This window comes from Roseateles microcysteis (assembly GCF_036880965.1).
GTDB lineage: Bacteria > Pseudomonadota > Gammaproteobacteria > Burkholderiales > Burkholderiaceae_C > JAUASW01.
The window spans coordinates 249,681-267,366 of sequence record NZ_JBAJMV010000002.1 but is presented as its reverse complement, the minus strand read 5'-3'; the positions used below and the strand labels follow the sequence as shown (position 1 = coordinate 267,366).

The window sequence follows — 17,686 nt, the reverse complement described above, 5'->3', positions numbered from 1 at the left end:
CCGCGGGGGGCCTGGCGCGAGGCGACAGGTCTGGGGGCTCCACCCTTGTTCATCAGAACCGTTCCCAAGGCGTCAGGTAGCGCCATTCACCGACCGGCAACTTGCCGAGCGGAATGCGCCCAATGCGCACGCGCTTCAGGCCCACGACCTTGAGACCGACCAGCTCGCACATGCGGCGGATCTGGCGCTTGCGGCCCTCGCGCAGCACGAAGCGCAGCTGGTCTTCATTGGCCCAGCTGACGTTGGCCGGTTTCAACTGCACGCCGTCGAGCTCCAGGCCATGGCGCAAGAGGGCCAGGTCTTGCTCGCTGAAGCCTTCGGCGCTCTTCACGCCGTTGCGGCCGATGTATTCGACCCGTACCAGGTACTCCTTCTCGACCAGCGAGTCCTCGCCGATCAGCGCCTTGGCGATGCGGCCGTCCTGCGTCAGCACCAGGAGACCGGTTGAGTCGATGTCCAGGCGGCCGGCGGGTGCCAGGCCACGCAATTGGCCGGGGTGGAACTTGATGCCCGAGGTGTCTTCGCCCCAATGGGTTTCCTGCTTGACGAGCACGGAGGCCGGCTCGTAGCCATCTTCAGCCTGGCCTGACACATAACCGATGGGCTTGTGCAGCAGGATTGTCACGCGCGTGGCCTGCTGCTGATGCGCGGCCTCGTCGATTTCGATCTTGGCGTCGGGCAGCACGCGCTGACCCAGGTGGGCCATCTTGCCGTCCACGCGCACCCAGCCGGCTTCGATCCATTCGTCGGCTTCGCGGCGCGAGGCCAGCCCCAATTCGCCCATGCGCTTGGACAGGCGTTCGCCCTCGGGCGGCGGCTCGACAGCTTCGCGACGCTGGCGCGGTGGGGGCGTTTGCTGGCCGATTAGCTTGCCATAGGGCTGGCCGGGCGGCTGGTCAATGCGCGGGCCCGTGTTGCGGCGCTGGTCGCGACGAGCCGGCGGTGCATCGCCACGTGGCGCCGGCCGACCATCATTGCGATGCTGCCCTTGCTGCTCTTCGCGGCGGAAGCCGCCGGAAGGCTTGGGTGCCCGGTCAGCCGAACGTGCCGGGCGCTCACCGGGCGCAGCCGCTCGGGGTGGCCGGGCGGCACGCGCCGGCTCGCGTTCTTCGCCGGGGCCCCGTTCTTCCGCGCGGCGCTGCTCGAAGGCCTTGCGCTCGGCTTGCACCTGTTCGAGGGTCTGGCGGGGGCGCGACACGCCCTTGCCGCGCAGCGGTGCGCGCTTCTCACCTTCCGCATTGGTCTTGCGTGGGGCGGGCTTCTTGTTCAGTTTCAGGGTGGCCATTCGGACTCTCTTGTGAGACCGTATTGGATCATGCCCTCAGGGCTTGCGTGGATTTACGGGCATCCATTTGCGACGTCGGTAGTCATCCTCGATGGCCTGAGATGAGCCGTCTGACGCCATGCGGCGCAATTGCTCATCGAGCCGTTGCCGCACACCAGCCAGATCGGGTCGGCGTGCGAGTGCAATATAGAACGGCTGCACAAACAGCGCTGGCTCCAGGACCTGCAGGTGCGCAGTCAGGCCTTCTGCAGCAATGATCTGCAGGCCGGCAAGTTTGGGCACTGCCGCGAAATCCACACGTCCGACGTCGACCATGCGAAGGGCTGCGGCAAAGCTGAGGGCCTCTTCGCAATGCAGGCGTCCTTCCTGGACCGCGCGGTCGAACTCCGGCGCGAACAGGGCACCCTTCAATCTGACAAAGCGGTAGGACAACAGCTCGGACAGCTTGCCACTGAAGCCCGCAGGCATCTTTCCAATCGAACCAAAAAGCGCCATCTCTGAACGATAGATTGGCTCGGACGGAAAGTCGAAGAGCGCTTCTCGCTCTGAAGAGCGAATAGTCGGAATCAGGGCGTCGCAGTCGCCGCTCTTGAGGGCGGCGAAGCCGCGCGCCCATGGAACGACCTCGACAGTCGCCCGAAGCTCTGCACGCTGGCAAGCCTGCAGGACGATGTCAGTGACGACACCGGTTGAACCGTAAGGCGTGGCCATGATCAGCGGCGGCAGCTCAACGCCACATATCCGAATGGTCCGCTCCGGCGTGGCAGCAGCCCATCCCGTCATGCTGCAGGCAATTCCAGCAAGGCTTAACGCTCTGCGGCGGATCATTGCGCCTCCCGCGATCAACGGCCGCGCAGGAATAGCGCGTCCAGTTCGCGCATTGTGAGCTGCCGCCAGGTCGGCCGTCCATGGTTGCATTGGTCGGCCCGCTCGGTGCGCTCCATGTCGCGCAGCAATGCATTCATTTCGTCCAGGGTGAGCTGCCGATTGGCGCGAACAGCGCCATGGCAGGCCATGGTGGCGAGGATCTCGTGCTGGGCGCGCTCAATGGCCTGGCTCGCGTCGAACTGGGCCAGTTCGGCCAGCACGCCTCGCGTCAGTTCGACAACGTCGCCGCCCGCCAGCGCGGCCGGGCGGGCACGCACTGCGAGCACCTTGCTGGACAGCGGCGCCACGTCCAGCCCCAGGCGCAGCAGGCCTTCGGCCTGCGCTTCGGCCGTGGCGATTTCCTGCGCCGTGGCGGCAAAAGTGACCGGAATCAGCAAGGGTTGCGACTCGATGGCCGCCGCGCCGAGCGAGGCCTTGAGCCGCTCATAGACCACGCGCTCATGAGCCGCGTGCATGTCGACAATGATCAGGCCCTGGGCGTTCTCGGCCAGGATGTAGACGCCCTGGATCTGCGCCACCGCGCGGCCCAGCGGCCAGTCGTGCGAGGGCAGGGCGCTGGGCGCCGAAGCAGCAGGTGCCGTCGGCAACGGTGTTTCGGGCGCATAGAGCGCCTGCGCCTCGGCCAGGCCCAGGGAGACCTGTGTGTTGCTGCGCCAGCTTGGCATGTAGGCGGGTGCAGGAGCCTCCGAGGCGGTTTTCGCAGCTCCGAACCAGGCTGGCGGATTGCCTGGCGAAGGGCGGAAGCCCGGCGCATCGGCCGCCGCTTGCTGAGCGGCCTGGATCGAGTTTGCCGTCACAGCCTCTGCCGCACGCGACACCGCCAGCGCATCCTGCACCGCATAGCGAACGCGCTGATGCAGCTCGCGGCCATCGCGGAAGCGCACCTCGATCTTGGTCGGGTGCACGTTCACGTCCACCAGGCTGGGGTCGATTTCCAGGAAGAGCAAATAGCAGGGCTGGCGATGGCCATGCAGCACATCCTCGTAGGCCGAGCGGACGCCGTGATTGATCAGCTTGTCGCGCACGAAGCGTCCGTTGACGTAGACGTACTGCATGTCGGCGCGGCTGCGCGAGGCCTCAGGCAGGCCGGCGCGGCCATGGATGCGCAGAGGCCCAGCGCCGCCAGCCACCTCGCGGCTCTCGGCGACGAACTCCTGACCCAGCACATCGGCTACGCGCTGTTCGGCGGTGCCGGCGCGCCATTGCTCGACCAACTTGCCCTCGTGCCAGACCGCAAAGCCCACGTCCGGTCGCGCCAAGGCATGGCGGCGCACCGCTTCCACGCAATGAGCCAGCTCGGTGGCATCGGTCTTCAGGAACTTGCGGCGTGCCGGCGTGCTGAAGAACAGCTCGCGCACCTCGACACTGGTGCCGCGCGCCCGCGCGGCCGGTGCCAGCTCGCCGGAGCGGGCATCGATGCGATGGGCATGGGCCGCGCCTTCGCTGCGGCTGGCAATTGCCATCTCGGAGACCGAAGCGATGGCCGCCAGCGCCTCGCCGCGAAAACCCATGGTGCCGACCGCCTCCAGCTCCTCGAGACTTCGGATCTTGCTCGTCGCATGCCGCCGCAGTGCCAGCGGCAGCTCTTCGGACGGAATGCCCAGGCCATCGTCTTCGACCACGATGGCGCGCACGCCGCCTGCCATCAACTTGACCTGGATCTGCGTGGCGCCGGCGTCCAGCGCGTTGTCCACCAGCTCTCGCACCACCGAGGCAGGGCGCTCCACCACCTCACCGGCGGCGATCTGGCTGATCAGTTCATCGGGAAGTTCGCGGATCGCGCGGCGCGGTGCAGGAGAAGACAAATCCATGGGGCCGCATTGTAGGAAGGCGGCCGCCGTAGCTTCACAAGCTCGCCAAAAAGCCCGCCAGCGCCGCATTGAAGGCCGGTGCGGCCTCCAGCGAGGGCAGGTGCGCAACGCCGCGCATCACCGTGCGGCTGGCATCGGGAATCCGGGCCACCATGGCTTCGCAGCGGGGCTTGAAGTAGGCCAGGTCCAGGTCACCCCAGAGCACTTGCGTGGGCGCCTGCACCTGCTCCAGGCGGGGCCAGATCGCTGGTGCCTCGATGGCCGTGCCAGGCTTGGCAGCGCGCAGCATCAGCTCGTCCATGTCCAGAAACAGCTCGCGGGCCGCGCCGCCGACGCGGCCTGCGGGGCTGGTCGGCCCATCAAGCCAGAGTGCCGCCAGCGCTTCATTGGTGCGCTTCAGGTCGCACGAGGCTTCGGCCGCATCGATGTCTTCATCCAGGCGGGTTTCGGTTTCGGTCAGCTCGGGCGCCGGGCCGCCGGTCATGGCCGGCGCTACCAGGAAAAGCCCGGCAACCCGGGCCGGCCGATCCAGGGCCGCTTCCAGTGCGAGGCGGCCGCCAAGCGAACAGCCCACGAGCACGGCCTGCTCGATGTCCAGGCCATCCATCACCGCCCACAGGTCTTGCAGGTGAGAGAAGGGGCCGGACAACTCGATCTCGGCCCGGCCGTAGCCGCGGCGGTCGTAGGCCAGCACGGTGCGCTCGGCAGCGAAAGCGGCCAGTTGCTCCTGCCACAACCGGTGGTCGGTCACACCGGCGTGCAGGAAGACCAGCGGCGGCAAGGTCGAGCTGGCATGGCGCAGCAGCACGCAGGGCAGGCGGGCGCCGGGAACTTGGATCCAGGAGAAGGCGTTCATGGGGGCTTCTTGCAGGGGCGGGAGGGCTGGGCTGTGATTGCCAGCTCATTGTGGCGGTCGGATGCGCCCATGCCATTCGATTGTTTTCAGGTCCGGCATGCCGCTGGCCCGGGGCCGCCCGCATAATGCGCCGCCATGGAATTCATTGCCCTGCTGATCGATTTCGTTGTCCATGTGGACAAGCATCTCGCCACCTTCGTGGCCGCCCATGGCGTCTGGATTTATGCGCTGCTGTTCCTGATCATCTTCGTCGAGACCGGCGTGGTGGTGATGCCCTTCCTCCCGGGCGACTCGCTGCTCTTCATCGTTGGCGCCATGTGCGGCACGGGCCTCATGGACCTCGGCCTCTCGATCGGGCTGATGAGCGTTGCCGCAGTGGCCGGCAACCAGAGCAACTATGCGCTGGGACGCTACTTCGGCCCCAAGGTCTTCCAGTGGGAAGACTCACGCTTCTTCAACCGCAAGGCCTTCGACCGGGCTCATGAGTTCTACGAGCGGCATGGCGGCATCACCATCGTGATTGCGCGCTTCATGCCCTTCGTGCGCACTTTCGCGCCCTTCGTGGCCGGCGTGGCGCAGATGACGCGCAGCAAGTTCACCTTCTACGACATCAGCGGCGGCCTGCTCTGGGTGGTCAGCCTGACGATGGCCGGCTATCTCTTCGGCAATGTGCCGTGGGTGCAGGCCAACCTCGAGAAAATCATCTGGGCCATGATCATCCTTCCTGGCCTGATTGCAATCGGCGGCGGCTTGAGATCCAAGCTGCGCAGCCCCAACAAGGAGACTGCATGATGTTCCGTCTTTCCGCACTGGCAGCCGCGCTGACCCTGGCCGGCGCAGCATCCGCTGCGCATGCCGCCGACGAATCGACCCGGCTCTTGCGCCAGCCTGCCATCTCTGCCACGCAACTGGCCTTCGTCTATGCAGGCGACCTGTGGATTGCAGCCCGCGACGGCGGCAACCCGCGCCGCCTGACCACGCATGCCGCGGCCGAGTTCTCGCCGCATTTCTCGCCGGACGGCAAGAGCATCGCCTTCTCGGCCAGCTACGACGGCAATACCGACGTCTATGTGATGTCGACCGAAGGCGGCCAGCCACAGCGCCTGACCTGGCATCCGTCGGCCGACGTCGTCAGCGGCTGGAGCAGGGACGGCAAGCGCGTGCTTTTCGCATCCCCGCGCGAAGTGGCCAACAACCGCAGCAACCAGCTGTTCGAGATCGACGCCCATGGCGGCTTCGAGCGCAAGCTGATGGAGGCTGTGGCCTTTGAAGGCAACTGGTCGCCGGATGGCAAGAAGCTGGCCTATCGCCCCTACCGCCAGGCCTATGTCGGCACGGCCGGCTGGCGCCAGAGCCGTGGCGGCACGACGCCGCCGGTTTGGATCATCGACCCCGCCACCAACCAGTGGGAACAGATTCCGCACGTCAACGCCAGCGACACCAACCCGGTCTGGGCCGGTGACGAGGTGGTTTTCATCTCCGACCGCAACGACGGCGCCGCCAATCTGTTCGCCTACAACTCGAAGACCAAGGCCTTGCGCCAGCTGACCAAGGAAACCGTCTGGGACGTGAAGAGCGTCGAATCCCATGGCCGCACGGTCGTCTATGAAGTCGGTGGCCGCCTCAAGGAACTGAACCTGGACGGCGGTGCTGCCCGCGACATCAACGTCAGCATCAACAGCGGTTCGGTACAGGCCCGCACGCAGTGGAAGGATGCCGGCCGCAACCTCACCTCCGCGCAGCTCTCCGCCACCGGCAAGCGTGTGGTGGTCAGTGCCCGTGGCGATGTGTTCACCGTGCCGGTCAAGGACGGCTCGGTGCGCAACCTGACCGAAACGTCGGGCGTGCGCGAGAAAGACGCGCTGTGGAGCCCCGACGGCCTGCGTGTGGCCTACATCTCCGATGCGCCGGGCATGCAGCACCAGATCGTGCTGCAAAGCCAGACCGGCGCCGGCAAGCCCGAGGTGCTGCCGCTGCCCAAGAGCGGCTACTTCTCGCTGCGCGACTGGTCGCCCAATGGCCAGACGCTGGTCATCGAAGACAACCATCTGAACCTGTACACGGTGTCGCTGGCGGAGGGGCCCAAGCGTGGCCAGCTGAACAAGATCGACAGCAGCCTGCGCCGCCGCGGCAGCTTCAATGCCGTGTTCTCGCCGGACAGCCGCTACCTGGCCTACGCCGTGACGATTGCCAACGCCTTCAGCCAGGTGCGCATCGCCGACCTGCAGACCGGCAAGCAGATCCCGGTCAGCGACGGCCTGAGCCATGCGGACGACCCGGCTTTTTCGAGCAAGGGCGACTACCTCTACTTCACGGCTTCGATCAACGCCGGCCCGACGCTGGTCGGCCTGGACATGTCGACGCAGGAACGCTCGGTGCGCTCGGGCATCTATGCCGCCGTGCTGGCCAGCGATGGCAAGTCGCCGCTGCCTCCCAAGGCGGGCGATGAAGAAGGCAAGAAGGACGAGCCCAAGAAGGCCGAGCCTGCGGCCTCCGTTCCCGCTGCCAAGCCGGGCGACAAGAAAGACGACAAGAAGGATGAAAAACCGGCCGAGAAGCTCAAGCCGGTTCGCATCGACGTCGAAGGCCTGCAGCAGCGCATCGTGGCGCTGCCCGTGGCCGAGCGCGCCTACGACAGCCTGGCTGTCGCAGCCGACGGCGCGCTGTTCTACATGGAGCGCCGCCAGCCCGGCATCAGCAACGAGCTGCCGGCCGCGCAGGGCGATGCCAACAGCGAGCTCTATCGCTTCGACTTCGAGGAGCGCAAGGCCGTGTCGGTACGCACCGGCCTCAACGGCTACAGCCTGAGCGCCGACGGCAAGAAAATCCTGCTGCAAGGCTCGCGCGGCAAGCTAGACATCTCGGACGCCAAGGAGAAGCTGGATCCCAAGCCCATCGACCTGTCGGGCCTGCGCACCAAGGTCGACCTGCGCGCCGAATGGAAGCAGATCTTCGATGAAACCTGGTGGATGGAGAAGGAGTACTTCTACGACGCCGGCCTGCACGGGCTGGACTGGGACGCCATCTATAAACGCTACCTGCCGCAGCTCTCGCATGTGCAACGCCGCGAAGACCTGAATGATCTGCTGGTCGAGATGATCGGCGAGCTGCAGGTGGCGCACAACCGCGTTGGCGGTGGTGACCAGCATTCGGAGCCGACGGTCAGCGTGGGCTTGCTGGGCGCCGATTTCGCGGTGGAGAACGGCCGCTACAAGGTCACCAAGGTGCTGGCGGGCGACCGCTGGAGCCCCTTCATGAAGGCGCCGCTGGCGATGCCGGGCGTGAGCGTGAAGGCGGGCGAGTTCATCCTGGCCGTCAACGGCCACCCGGTGGATGCCAAGCAGAACCTGTACTCGCGCCTGGAGAACCTGGTCGGCAAGCAGGTGAGCCTGACGGTGGCCAGCGACGCCAGCGGCAAGGGCAGCCGCGACGTGGTGGTGGAGCCCATAGCCAATGAAGCCGCGCTGCGCCAGTGGGACTGGATCGAGCGCAACCAGCAGTACGTGCAGCAGAAATCGGGCGGCAAGGTGGCCTATGTCTACATGCCCGACACCGGCACCGGTGGCTTCCGCTCGTTCAACCGCATGTTCTTTGCGCAAGTGGACAAGCAGGCGTTGATCGTCGACGACCGTCGCAACGGCGGCGGCCAGGCGGCCAACTACGTGACCGAGCTCCTGAGCCGGCCCTACCTGTCGAGCTGGAAGGACCGCGACGGCATGGTCTTCGACACGCCCGGCGGCGCCATCTACGGCCCCAAGGCCATGCTGATCGACCAGGATGCCGGCTCCGGCGGTGACTTCATGCCCTACGCCTTCAAGCGCGTGGGCCTGGGGCCGCTGATCGGCAAGCGCACCTGGGGCGGCCTGATCGGCATCTCGATCAATCCGAACCTGATCGACGGTGGCTCGCTGGTAGTGCCGTACTTCCGCTTCTACACGCCGGAAGGTGAATGGCGGATCGAGAACGAAGGCGTGGCACCGGACATCGAGGTCGAACTGGACCCGGCAGCCGTCAACAAGGGCCAGGACACCCAACTGGACGCGGCGATTGCCAACGTCATGAAGCGCCTGGAAAGCTGGAAGCCGATCCAGCGCCATGTGCCGCCCGCACCGGCGACATTGGGCAAGTGACCTGACGCGCGCCTGAGATCAGATCGGGCGCAACATCCGAGCGGTTCGGCGAGAACGGCCCGGCTGGCTGCAGAGCCGGTCGGGCCGCTTTTCTTGGCAGCTTTCCTTGGCCGCTTGCCCCGTCCTACGAGAGGGCCCGATGCCTGGCGAGCGGCGGGTTCTTGGCGAAGTAGCGCGCAATGCCGGTGGCCAGGGCCTCGACGAGCTTGTCCTGGTACGCAGGGTCGCGCAGCTTGGCTTCCTCTTCGGGGTTGGAGATGAAGGCGGTCTCGACCAGGATGGACGGGATGTCGGGCGCCTTCAAGACCACGAAGCCCGCCTGTTCGACCTGCTTCTTGTGCAGGCGGCCGACCCGGCCGATCTGGCCCAGCACCTCGGAGCCGAGTCGCATGCTGTCCTTGATCTGGGCCGTGGTGCTCATGTCCAGCAGGGCCCGCAGCACCGCAGAGTCCTTGACCTTGCCGACATTGATGCCACCGATCTGGTCGGAGGAGTTCTCCTTGGCGGCCATCCAGCGCGCGGCCGTGCTGCTGGCAGCGCCGTCGCTCAGCGCAAAGACCGAGGCGCCGCGCGCCTGCGGTGTGAAGAAGGCATCGGCATGGATGGAGACGAACAGATCGGCTTGCACGCGCCGTGCCTTGCGAACACGGTCCTGCAGGGGCACGAAGAAGTCGGCATCTCGGGTCAGCATGACGCGGATGTTGCGATTGGCATGCAGCCGTTCGCGCAGCTTCAGGGCCACGGCCAGCACCACGTCCTTTTCCTTCAGGCCGCTCGGGCCGACCGCACCTGGGTCTTCGCCGCCGTGGCCGGGGTCGAGTGCGATCACGGTCAGCCGGTCGAGCTGGCGCTGGGTGGGCAGGGGCAGCACAGCGGAGGCCGAGGGAATTGCAGCGCTTGCGGCGGGAGTGGGCGGTGTCGGCGGCGCCGATGCTGCGGCTCGCAACGCACTGGCCGCCAGCTCGGGCCTGCGCGGCAACTCGGGCGGCCGCTCGATCTTGCGCAGCAATTCGCCCAGTGCATCGTTCACCGCCTCCGCCGCCTTGGCCTCGGCCTGTTCCTTCTCGCGCACCAGGGCCAGCAAAGGGTCGGGCTCCTCGGCAGGATGCAGGTCGAACACCAGACGGTGCTGGTAGGGCGCGACCGGCTTCAGGGTGAAAATCTGCGGCGCCGCCGGCTGCTTCAGGTCCAGCACGATGCGCACCACGGTCGGCTGGTTCTGCCCGACCCGAACGCCGGCGATGTAGGGATCATCCGCTCGCACCTTCTTGATCAGCTCGCGCAGGCCCGGGCTCAGCTCCAGGCCGTCAATGTCGATCACCAGGCGGTCGGGCTTGTCGACGGTGAAATGGCGGACCGACAGCGGCTTGTCCGATTCCAGCGTGACCCGCGTGTATTCCTCGGCCGGCCAGACGCGCACGGCCACGATGCTGGCCCCGTTCGGCATGGCACGCAGCAGCTGCGGCGCCTGCAGAAGCAGCACCAGGCTGCCGGCTCCGCGCAAGAGTTTGCGGCGGGTCACGCAGACGGCTCCAGCGTCTTCAGGATCGCCTGACCCAGAGGCGTGCCCGCCTCCAGGCGCACGCTGCGGCTCTCGTCATCCTCGCTCTTCAAGTGGATGCAGAGGTCGGCCGGCGGCAACATGCCCGCGGCCTTCTCCGGCCATTCGCTGAGCTTCAGGCCCGGCGTCATGAAGACATCGCGAAAGCCGGCATCCGCCCATTCGCGCGGGTCGCTGAAGCGGTAGAAGTCGAAATGGCTGACGGTTCCACGGTCCAGCTCGTAGCTCTCCAGCACGGCGTAGCTCGGGCTCTTGATGCGGCCCTGGACGCCCAGCGCGCGCAGCAGATGCCGCACCAGCGTGGTCTTGCCGGCGCCGAGCGTGCCGTGCAGCTCGATGCTCGCAAGCAGCAGCTCGGGCGAGCGCGCCAGGGCTTGTGCGAATTGCTGGCAGGCGGCTTCGTCCTGCCAGCGCAGTTCACGGCTTTCTAGAATGGACAAATGTCTTCGACTCCGGGTGAACAACAAAACACGGGCTTCGATGGCCCGGCCTTGCTTGAACAATTGCGCGGCTGGGGCAGCGCGCTGGGATTCTCACAGATTGGCGTGGCCGATATCGATCTCGCCAGCGCCGAGGCCGGCCTGCTCGCCTGGCTGGAAGCCGGCCACCATGGCCGGATGAACTACATGGCGGCCCACGGTCTCAAGCGCGCCCGGCCGGCCGAGCTGCTGCCGGGCACGCTGCGCGTGATCACCGCCCGCATGGACTATCTGCCGGCTGATACCCCCGAGGGCTGGCAGGCCATCGAATGGCAGGGGCTGGGCAAGCCCTCGCAGGCCCAGGTGTCGATCTATGCCCGCGGCCGCGACTATCACAAGGTCTTGCGCCACCGCCTGCAACAGCTCGCCAGCAAACTGGAGCAGGCGATCGGCCCGCTGGGCTATCGCGTCTTCACTGATTCAGCGCCGGTGCTGGAGGTGGAGCTGGCCACACGCTCGGGCCTGGGCTGGCGCGGCAAACACACCTTGACGCTGGACCGCGAAGCCGGCTCGATGTTCTTCCTGGGCGAAATCCTGGTCGATCTGTCGCTGCCCCTGACCCCGCCGACCAGCGCGCATTGCGGCCAGTGCAGCGCCTGCATCGACGTCTGCCCCACGCAGGCCATCATTGCGCCGTACCGGGTCGATGCAAGGCGCTGCATCTCTTACCTGACCATCGAAAGCGATGAACCGATTCCACTCGCACTGCGGCCCTTGATCGGCAACCGCATCTACGGCTGCGATGACTGCCAGCTGGCCTGCCCCTGGAACAAGTTCGCCCGCCGCAGCACGCTCACAGACTTCGATGCCCGCCCGGCCCTGCAGGCGCCGACGCTGCTGGAGCTCTGGCGCTGGGATGAAAGCGAATTCCTGCGCCGCACCGAGGGCTCGGCCATCCGTCGCATCGGCTTCGAGCGCTGGCGGCGCAATCTGGCCGTGGCCTTGGGCAACGCCTTGCGCGCCGCCGATAGCGCTGCGCTGCGCGCGGCCCTGCTGGCAGCCCGACCCCAGGCCTCGGCCCTGGTGGGGGAGCACATCGACTGGGCGCTGAGCGAAAGTCTGTAGTCGGCGGGCCCTGGCGAGGCGTTAGGCTAGCGTCCCGAACGGAGAAACCATGAAGTTGACGAGACGGGCACTGCTGCTGGGCAGCGCCGCCATCGCTTGCCCGAGCTGGGCCAAGCGCTATGAAGACCAGGAATTCGACGACACGATTCAGCTCGGCGGCAGCACGCTGGTACTGAACGGCACGGGCATCCGCGCCGTGGCGGTGTTCAAGGGCTATCTGGCTGCGCTCTACCTCACGCGCAAAGGCACGACGCCCGAGGCGGTCTTTGCCACACCCGGCGCCAAGCGTATCCAGGTGCGCTTGTTGATGGGTGTGGGCGTCGAGGAGTTCACCAAGGCCATTCGCAAGGGCGTTGCCCGCAACTGCACGCCCGAAGAGCAGCAGCAGTTTGCGGACAAGCTGGAAGTGCTGATCAAGAACATCGACCTGCTCGGCAAGCTCAGGAAGGGCGATGTGGTCAACCTGGACTACGTGCCGCAACAGGGCACGCAAGTGACCCTGAACAACAAGCCCGTCGGCACGCCCGCGCCCGGCAACGAGCCGATGCTGGCCCTGCTCAAGGTCTTCCTGGGCGAGAAGCCGACCGACAAGCGGCTGAAGGCCGGTCTGCTGGACCAAGCCACTTCCTGATGGACCGGGCCGCTCGCGAGCAGAGCCAGCTGGGCATCGAGCGCTTTCTCGAGGCGCTGTGGATCGAGGACGGCCTCTCCAGCAATACGCTGGCTGCCTACAAGCGCGATCTGCAATTGCTGGCCGACTGGCTGGCTGGCGAGCCGGGTCGGACACTCGACGCTTGCACCGAGCTCGACCTGCTCGGCTATCAGAGCAAACGCCATGCATCGAGCAAGGCCACCAGCGCCAACCGGCGACTGAGTGTCTTCAAGCGCTACTTCCGCTGGGGCCTGAGGGAAGGGCGGCTGCGCGAGGACCCCAGCCTGCGGCTGCACAACGCCAAGCAGGCGCTGCGCGTGCCCAAGACCCTCAGCCAGGCCCAGGTCGAGGCGCTTCTGCATGCGCCGGACACCGATACCGCGCTCGGCCTGCGCGACCGCGCGATGCTGGAGCTCATGTATGCGAGCGGCCTGCGCGTCAGCGAGCTGGTCACCTTGAAAAGCGTGCATGTCGGCCTGAAGGAAGCAGCGCTGCGCGTGACCGGCAAGGGCGACAAGGAAAGGCTGGTTCCCTTTGGCGAAGAAGCCCACGGCTGGCTGCTGCGCTATCTCGCCGAGTCGCGCGCCTCGTTGCTGGCGGGCCAGCGCTGCGATGAGCTCTTCGTCACCATCCGCGGCGCCGGCATGACGCGGCAGATGTTCTGGAACCTGGTCAAGAAGTACGCGCTGCTGGCCGGCATCCGCAGCCCGATCTCGCCGCACACCTTGCGGCATGCCTTCGCCACCCACCTCTTGAACCACGGCGCCGACCTGCGCGCGGTGCAATTGCTGCTCGGCCATGCCGACCTCTCGACCACGCAGATCTATACCCATGTGGCGCGCGAACGGCTGCGCCAAATCCATGCGCTGCACCATCCGCGTGCCTAGGTCTCGCCCATACCAGTGGAAGCCCTAGCTGGGGAGAGCCCCCTAGGTGGTTCGATACCAACAACTGAAACATTTGCGTCATCTCAAGGCTTGCCGAGCCGGCCAAGCCTCTTCAGCATTGCGGCTTCGCAAAACAACAGCCGCCCTTCGAGGAGCCTTAGTGATGAACTTCAAGCTCAACCTTCTTGCCGCCGCCAGCCTGGCCGCTCTTGCCGCACCCGCGCTGGCCCAGCAAGCGCCGGCCGCACCGGCTGCCGACCGCCAGGTGCTGGAAACCGTGGTGGTCACGTCGCAAAAGCGCGTGGAGGACGCGCGCAAGGTGCCGCTCAGCGTCACCGCCATCGGTGGCGAGGCCTTGAAGGAAGGCCAGATCCTGGATTTCGCCGACCTGACCCGCAACCTGCCCAATGTCTCGTTCAGCAGCCAGGGCGGCGCCGGTCTCTCGACCATTGAAATCCGCGGCGTCAGCTCGCAGGCCGGTTCGGCCACCGTGGGCGTCTATCTCGACGACGTGTCGCTGACCACGCGCAATCTCTACAGCCAAGGCACGGCCGAGCCGCGTTTCTTCGACCTGGAGCGCGTGGAAGTGCTGCGCGGCCCGCAAGGCACGCTCTATGGCGCCGGCTCCATGGGCGGCACGCTGCGCTTCATCAGCAAGCAGCCGGACCTGAAGCGTTTCAGCGGTGATGTGCTGGCCGAAGTCAGCAGCACCAGCCACGGCGGCGCCAACTACATGGCGCAAGGCGTGATCAACGTGCCGCTGCAGCCCGGCGTTGCCGCGCTGCGCATCGGCGTGCAGGCCGGCCATGACGCAGGCTATATCGACCAGGTCAGCCCCAAGACGCTGCAGGTGATCGACAAGGGCATCAACGACGTGGACTGGACCGTCCTGAAGCTGTCGGCCAAGTTCAAGTTCAACGAGTCCTGGAGCCTGACGCCGGCGCTGTTCTACCAGCACAGCAAGAGCAAGGACATCGACGCTTCCTACCTCGCCGTGGGCAGCTACCAGGAGTTCAACGCCGACAAGCCACTGGCCTTGTTCCAGACTTCCAAGATCATGCGCGAGCCGGGCGACGACAAGCTGACCGTGCCCTCGCTGACTCTGAATGGCGACCTCGGCTTTGCCGACTTCACGGCCATCGCCAACACCTACCAGCGCAAGTTCAATCGCACGCAGGATGGCACCAGCATCAACTCCAGCTACATCGGCAGCCTGATCTCCAATCCGGCTGTGTCCAGCATCGTCACCTACCTGCCGTCGGCCGTCTACCTGGACAACAAGATCGACCAGCGCTCGCTGGAGCTGCGCCTGGCGTCCAAGGACTACCAGGACGGCGGCGTGCCTATCACCTGGGTGGCCGGCCTTTACAGCGCCTCGACCAAGACCGACGTGGCCGACAACGAGCCGGTGTTCGGCATCACCCAGGCCTTCACCAAGAACGGCGTCAACATCTATGACCCGAACCAGTGGGTGGAAGACTCGGGCATCTACACCGGCGCATTCACGGGCGACAACAGCTACTTCAGCGCCCGCCACTACAACACCAAGCAGAACTCGGTGTTCGGCGAGATGACCTATCACTTCGGCAAGACGCTGCGCGCCACCGTCGGCATACGCTACCTGCGCTCCAGCGAAGGTTTCAAGCGCGAAGGCGACTTCTTCTTCGCCGGCGGCCCATCCACCACAGGCATCGACACCAAGGCCAACAAGAGCACGCCGCGCTTTGCCCTGACCTGGGATGTGGATGCCGACACCAGCCTCTACGCCAACGTGGCCGATGGCTTCCGCCTGGGCGGCGCCAACCGTCCGATCCCGGCCATCGCCGCCAATATCAGCGATCTGGCCAAGCTCGGAATGAGCTTCGCGCAGACCGCCGCCTTCGGCCCGGACAGCCTGCGCAGCTACGAGGTCGGCAGCAAGTCGCGCCTGATGGGCGGCAAGGTGATGCTGAACCTGGCGGCCTATCACATCGACTGGAAGAACATCCAGCAGGACGTCTACCTGCCCACCGCCGGCTTCGACTTCGAGACCAATGTCGGCAAGGCCACCAGCGACGGCCTCGAGTTCGAGCTGAAGGCGCGCGTCACGCCCAACTTCACGCTCACCAGTGGCGGCGGCTACAACAAGGCGGTGTTCGCCGAGGACGTGCCTTCGCTGGGCACGGGCGACGATGGCCTGCCCAATGTGCGCAAGGGCGACAGCATCCAGGGCGTGCCCAAGTACAGCTTCAAGCTGGGCGGCGAGTACCTGTTCAAGCTCGGCGAGCTTGACAACGTGTTCCGCCTCAACGCGCAATGGACCGGCGCCAGCCACGGCTCCCTGGTTCGCGGCGAGCCCGACTACGACCGCCCGGCCTACATGACGGTGGACGCGAGCTGGGGCATCAACTTCGACAAGTGGGATCTGAACTTCTCGATCAAGAACGCCGGCAACAACCACAAGGTCTTGCAGCAGCCCAACATCCAGTCGGTGCGGCAGGCTTACTACATGAAGCCGCGCACCATCGGCGTTTCGCTGAGCGGCACGTTCTAAGCTGGGCTCAGGCCGCAACCCGGTTGCGGCCTGCCGCCTTGGCGGCATAGAGGGCCTGATCGGCAGCGCTGATCAGAGCGTGCATCCCGGCCGGGCTGCCGGCCAGTCCGCTGGCGCAGCCAATGCTGATCGTGACGTGGCCATCCTGGCTGCCAGGATGTGGGATCGCCAGCGCCTCAACGGCCTGGCGAGCCCGCTCCGCCACCTGCATCGCACCCTCGACATCGCTGCCCTGGAGCAGCGCGATGAACTCCTCGCCGCCATAGCGGGCCAGCAGGTCGCCTGGGCGAGCCAGCGACAAGCGCAAGGCACTCGCCACCTGGCGCAGGCATTCATCACCGCTGGCATGGCCCAAGGTGTCATTGAGGCGCTTGAAGTGGTCGATATCCAGCATCAGCACCGCCAGCGTACGGGGCGGCGCATCAGCCTGCGCAGTGGCTTCGCTCAGCACATGGTCGAGGTAGTGGCGGTTGGCCACGCCGGTCAGGGCATCGGTCCAGGCCAGGGTCTGCAGCTCGACGCGTTGCCTGTGCAGCGTGTCGCCACGCTCCAACTGGCGCACCTGGGTCAGCACCGAGCGCAGGCCGTAGCCCACCACGCCCAGCACCACGCCCGCCGCGCCCATGGCGTAGTCGATGCGGATCAGGACCAGGGACACGACGACCAGGGTGCAGGCAATCAGGATGGGGCTGGCACTGCGCACCAGGCGCTGGCGCGGCAGGTCGATCGGACGCTGCGCAGCCTCGGCGCGTGGCTTGGTCACCTTCAGTGCGCGCCAGGCCAGCAAGGCAAAAGCCAAGGTCACGACCGAGCTGTGCTCGGGGCCGAACTCCGGCCGCCCGGCGACATAGTGGTCGTTGATGCCGGCGATCAGGAGATAGGCCACTTCATACCAGGCCACGGCGGCGAACAGGTCGCGCTCCGAACGGTCTTGCGCTACCCAGCAGCGCACCAGGGCACCGGCGCTCAGGAACAGGTTCTGCGCATCGATCAGCCAGATCAGCGCATGGACGCCGGCCTCGTCCGGCGCGCCGCGCGCGGTGAGCATGCCCCAGGTGACCTGGAAGAACAGATAGCCCAGCCCCAGGGCCAGCACGGCATCGATCAGGCGCACCAGGTGGCGGCGGCCACTTCGCGGCTCGCTGGCGAGCAGGTAGACCACGGGCACGCCGGCCAGCTGAAAGGCCAGCATCGCCTCGCGGTACATCTCGTTGACGCGGCCCTGTATCCACTCATGCCACAGATTGCCCATGGCGCCCAAGGACCAGATCAGCACGCCCAGCGCCAGGACCCACCAGAGCTTGCGCTCCCGCCGGCCTTTCTCGCGCCGGGAGCGCCAGTACAGCGCCAACGCGGCCAGCAGCGGTGCCGCCACCATGGCGATATAGGCAACCGGCCCGCGCTGCTGGGGCAGCAGGAAGAGCAGGGCGGCTTGGAGCAGGAGCAGGGAGAACGGCAGCAGAATGGGCATTTGCGAAAGCGACAGAATCGGCAGAATCAGCAGCAGGGGTCAGGTCATGTCCAGACGGCCGGCCGATT

The 17,686-nt window shown here is 66.4% G+C and carries 13 protein-coding genes; 6 read left to right on the top strand and 7 right to left on the bottom strand.

Annotated features, from left to right (window positions below; translation table 11 throughout):
* Window positions 1–52 precede the first annotated feature (52 nt).
* Genes V3596_RS06210 through V3596_RS06195 form a run of 4 tightly spaced genes read right to left on the bottom strand, consistent with a single transcriptional unit; the run spans window position 53 to window position 4,840 of the window.
* Window positions 53–1,285, bottom strand: coding sequence for a pseudouridine synthase (locus V3596_RS06210; RefSeq protein ID WP_334276817.1), 1,233 nt, complete (start codon window positions 1,283–1,285; stop codon window positions 53–55).
* A gap of 36 nt (window positions 1,286–1,321) precedes the next feature.
* Window positions 1,322–2,113, bottom strand: a complete 792-nt coding sequence (locus V3596_RS06205) for a substrate-binding periplasmic protein (RefSeq protein ID WP_334276816.1) — start codon at window positions 2,111–2,113, stop codon at window positions 1,322–1,324.
* Window positions 2,114–2,127: 14 nt separating this feature from the next.
* Complete coding sequence (gene mutL, locus V3596_RS06200; RefSeq protein WP_334276815.1) at window positions 2,128–3,984, bottom strand: DNA mismatch repair endonuclease MutL; 1,857 nt, start codon at window positions 3,982–3,984, stop codon at window positions 2,128–2,130.
* 34 nt (window positions 3,985–4,018) lie between these two features.
* Window positions 4,019–4,840, bottom strand: a complete 822-nt coding sequence (locus V3596_RS06195) for an alpha/beta fold hydrolase (protein ID WP_334276814.1) — start codon at window positions 4,838–4,840, stop codon at window positions 4,019–4,021.
* Window positions 4,841–4,975: 135 nt separating this feature from the next.
* Here V3596_RS06195 and V3596_RS06190 point away from each other — a divergent pair, with 135 nt between their 5' ends.
* Window positions 4,976–5,632, top strand: a complete 657-nt coding sequence (locus tag V3596_RS06190; RefSeq protein ID WP_334276813.1) for a DedA family protein — start codon at window positions 4,976–4,978, stop codon at window positions 5,630–5,632.
* On the top strand, window positions 5,632–8,970 hold the full coding sequence (locus V3596_RS06185; protein ID WP_334276812.1) for a S41 family peptidase: 3,339 nt from the start codon (window positions 5,632–5,634) through the stop codon (window positions 8,968–8,970). Before V3596_RS06190 ends, V3596_RS06185 begins: the two co-directional genes overlap by 1 nt.
* 124 nt (window positions 8,971–9,094) lie before the next feature.
* Here the strand turns inward: V3596_RS06185 and V3596_RS06180 are convergent, their stop codons facing one another.
* The gene (locus V3596_RS06180) at window positions 9,095–10,492 is read right to left on the bottom strand and encodes an N-acetylmuramoyl-L-alanine amidase (RefSeq protein WP_334276811.1); all 1,398 of its coding nucleotides are present in this window, start codon (window positions 10,490–10,492) and stop codon (window positions 9,095–9,097) included.
* Window positions 10,489–10,971 (bottom strand): tRNA (adenosine(37)-N6)-threonylcarbamoyltransferase complex ATPase subunit type 1 TsaE, encoded by a 483-nt coding sequence (tsaE, locus tag V3596_RS06175; protein ID WP_334276810.1) that lies wholly within the window; start codon window positions 10,969–10,971, stop codon window positions 10,489–10,491. Before tsaE ends, V3596_RS06180 begins: the two co-directional genes overlap by 4 nt.
* On the opposite strand from tsaE, the gene queG reads away from it, so the two are divergent.
* From queG to V3596_RS06155, 4 genes are all read left to right on the top strand, one after another.
* Complete coding sequence (queG, locus tag V3596_RS06170; protein ID WP_334276809.1) at window positions 10,972–12,075, top strand: tRNA epoxyqueuosine(34) reductase QueG; 1,104 nt, start codon at window positions 10,972–10,974, stop codon at window positions 12,073–12,075.
* A 49-nt stretch (window positions 12,076–12,124) separates the two neighbouring features.
* Window positions 12,125–12,706: a chalcone isomerase family protein gene (locus V3596_RS06165; protein WP_334276808.1), complete on the top strand. Its 582-nt coding sequence runs from the start codon at window positions 12,125–12,127 to the stop codon at window positions 12,704–12,706.
* Complete coding sequence (xerD, locus tag V3596_RS06160; protein WP_334276807.1) at window positions 12,706–13,614, top strand: site-specific tyrosine recombinase XerD; 909 nt, start codon at window positions 12,706–12,708, stop codon at window positions 13,612–13,614. Before V3596_RS06165 ends, xerD begins: the two co-directional genes overlap by 1 nt.
* Before the next feature lie 163 nt (window positions 13,615–13,777).
* A complete protein-coding gene (locus V3596_RS06155) occupies window positions 13,778–16,147 on the top strand; it encodes a TonB-dependent receptor (protein ID WP_334276806.1) in 2,370 nt (789 codons plus the stop codon).
* A gap of 7 nt (window positions 16,148–16,154) precedes the next feature.
* On the opposite strand, the gene V3596_RS06150 is transcribed toward V3596_RS06155, so the two are convergent.
* Entirely contained in the window at window positions 16,155–17,618 is a 1,464-nt protein-coding gene (locus V3596_RS06150; RefSeq protein WP_334276805.1) for a GGDEF domain-containing protein, read from the bottom strand.
* Window positions 17,619–17,686 lie beyond the last annotated feature (68 nt).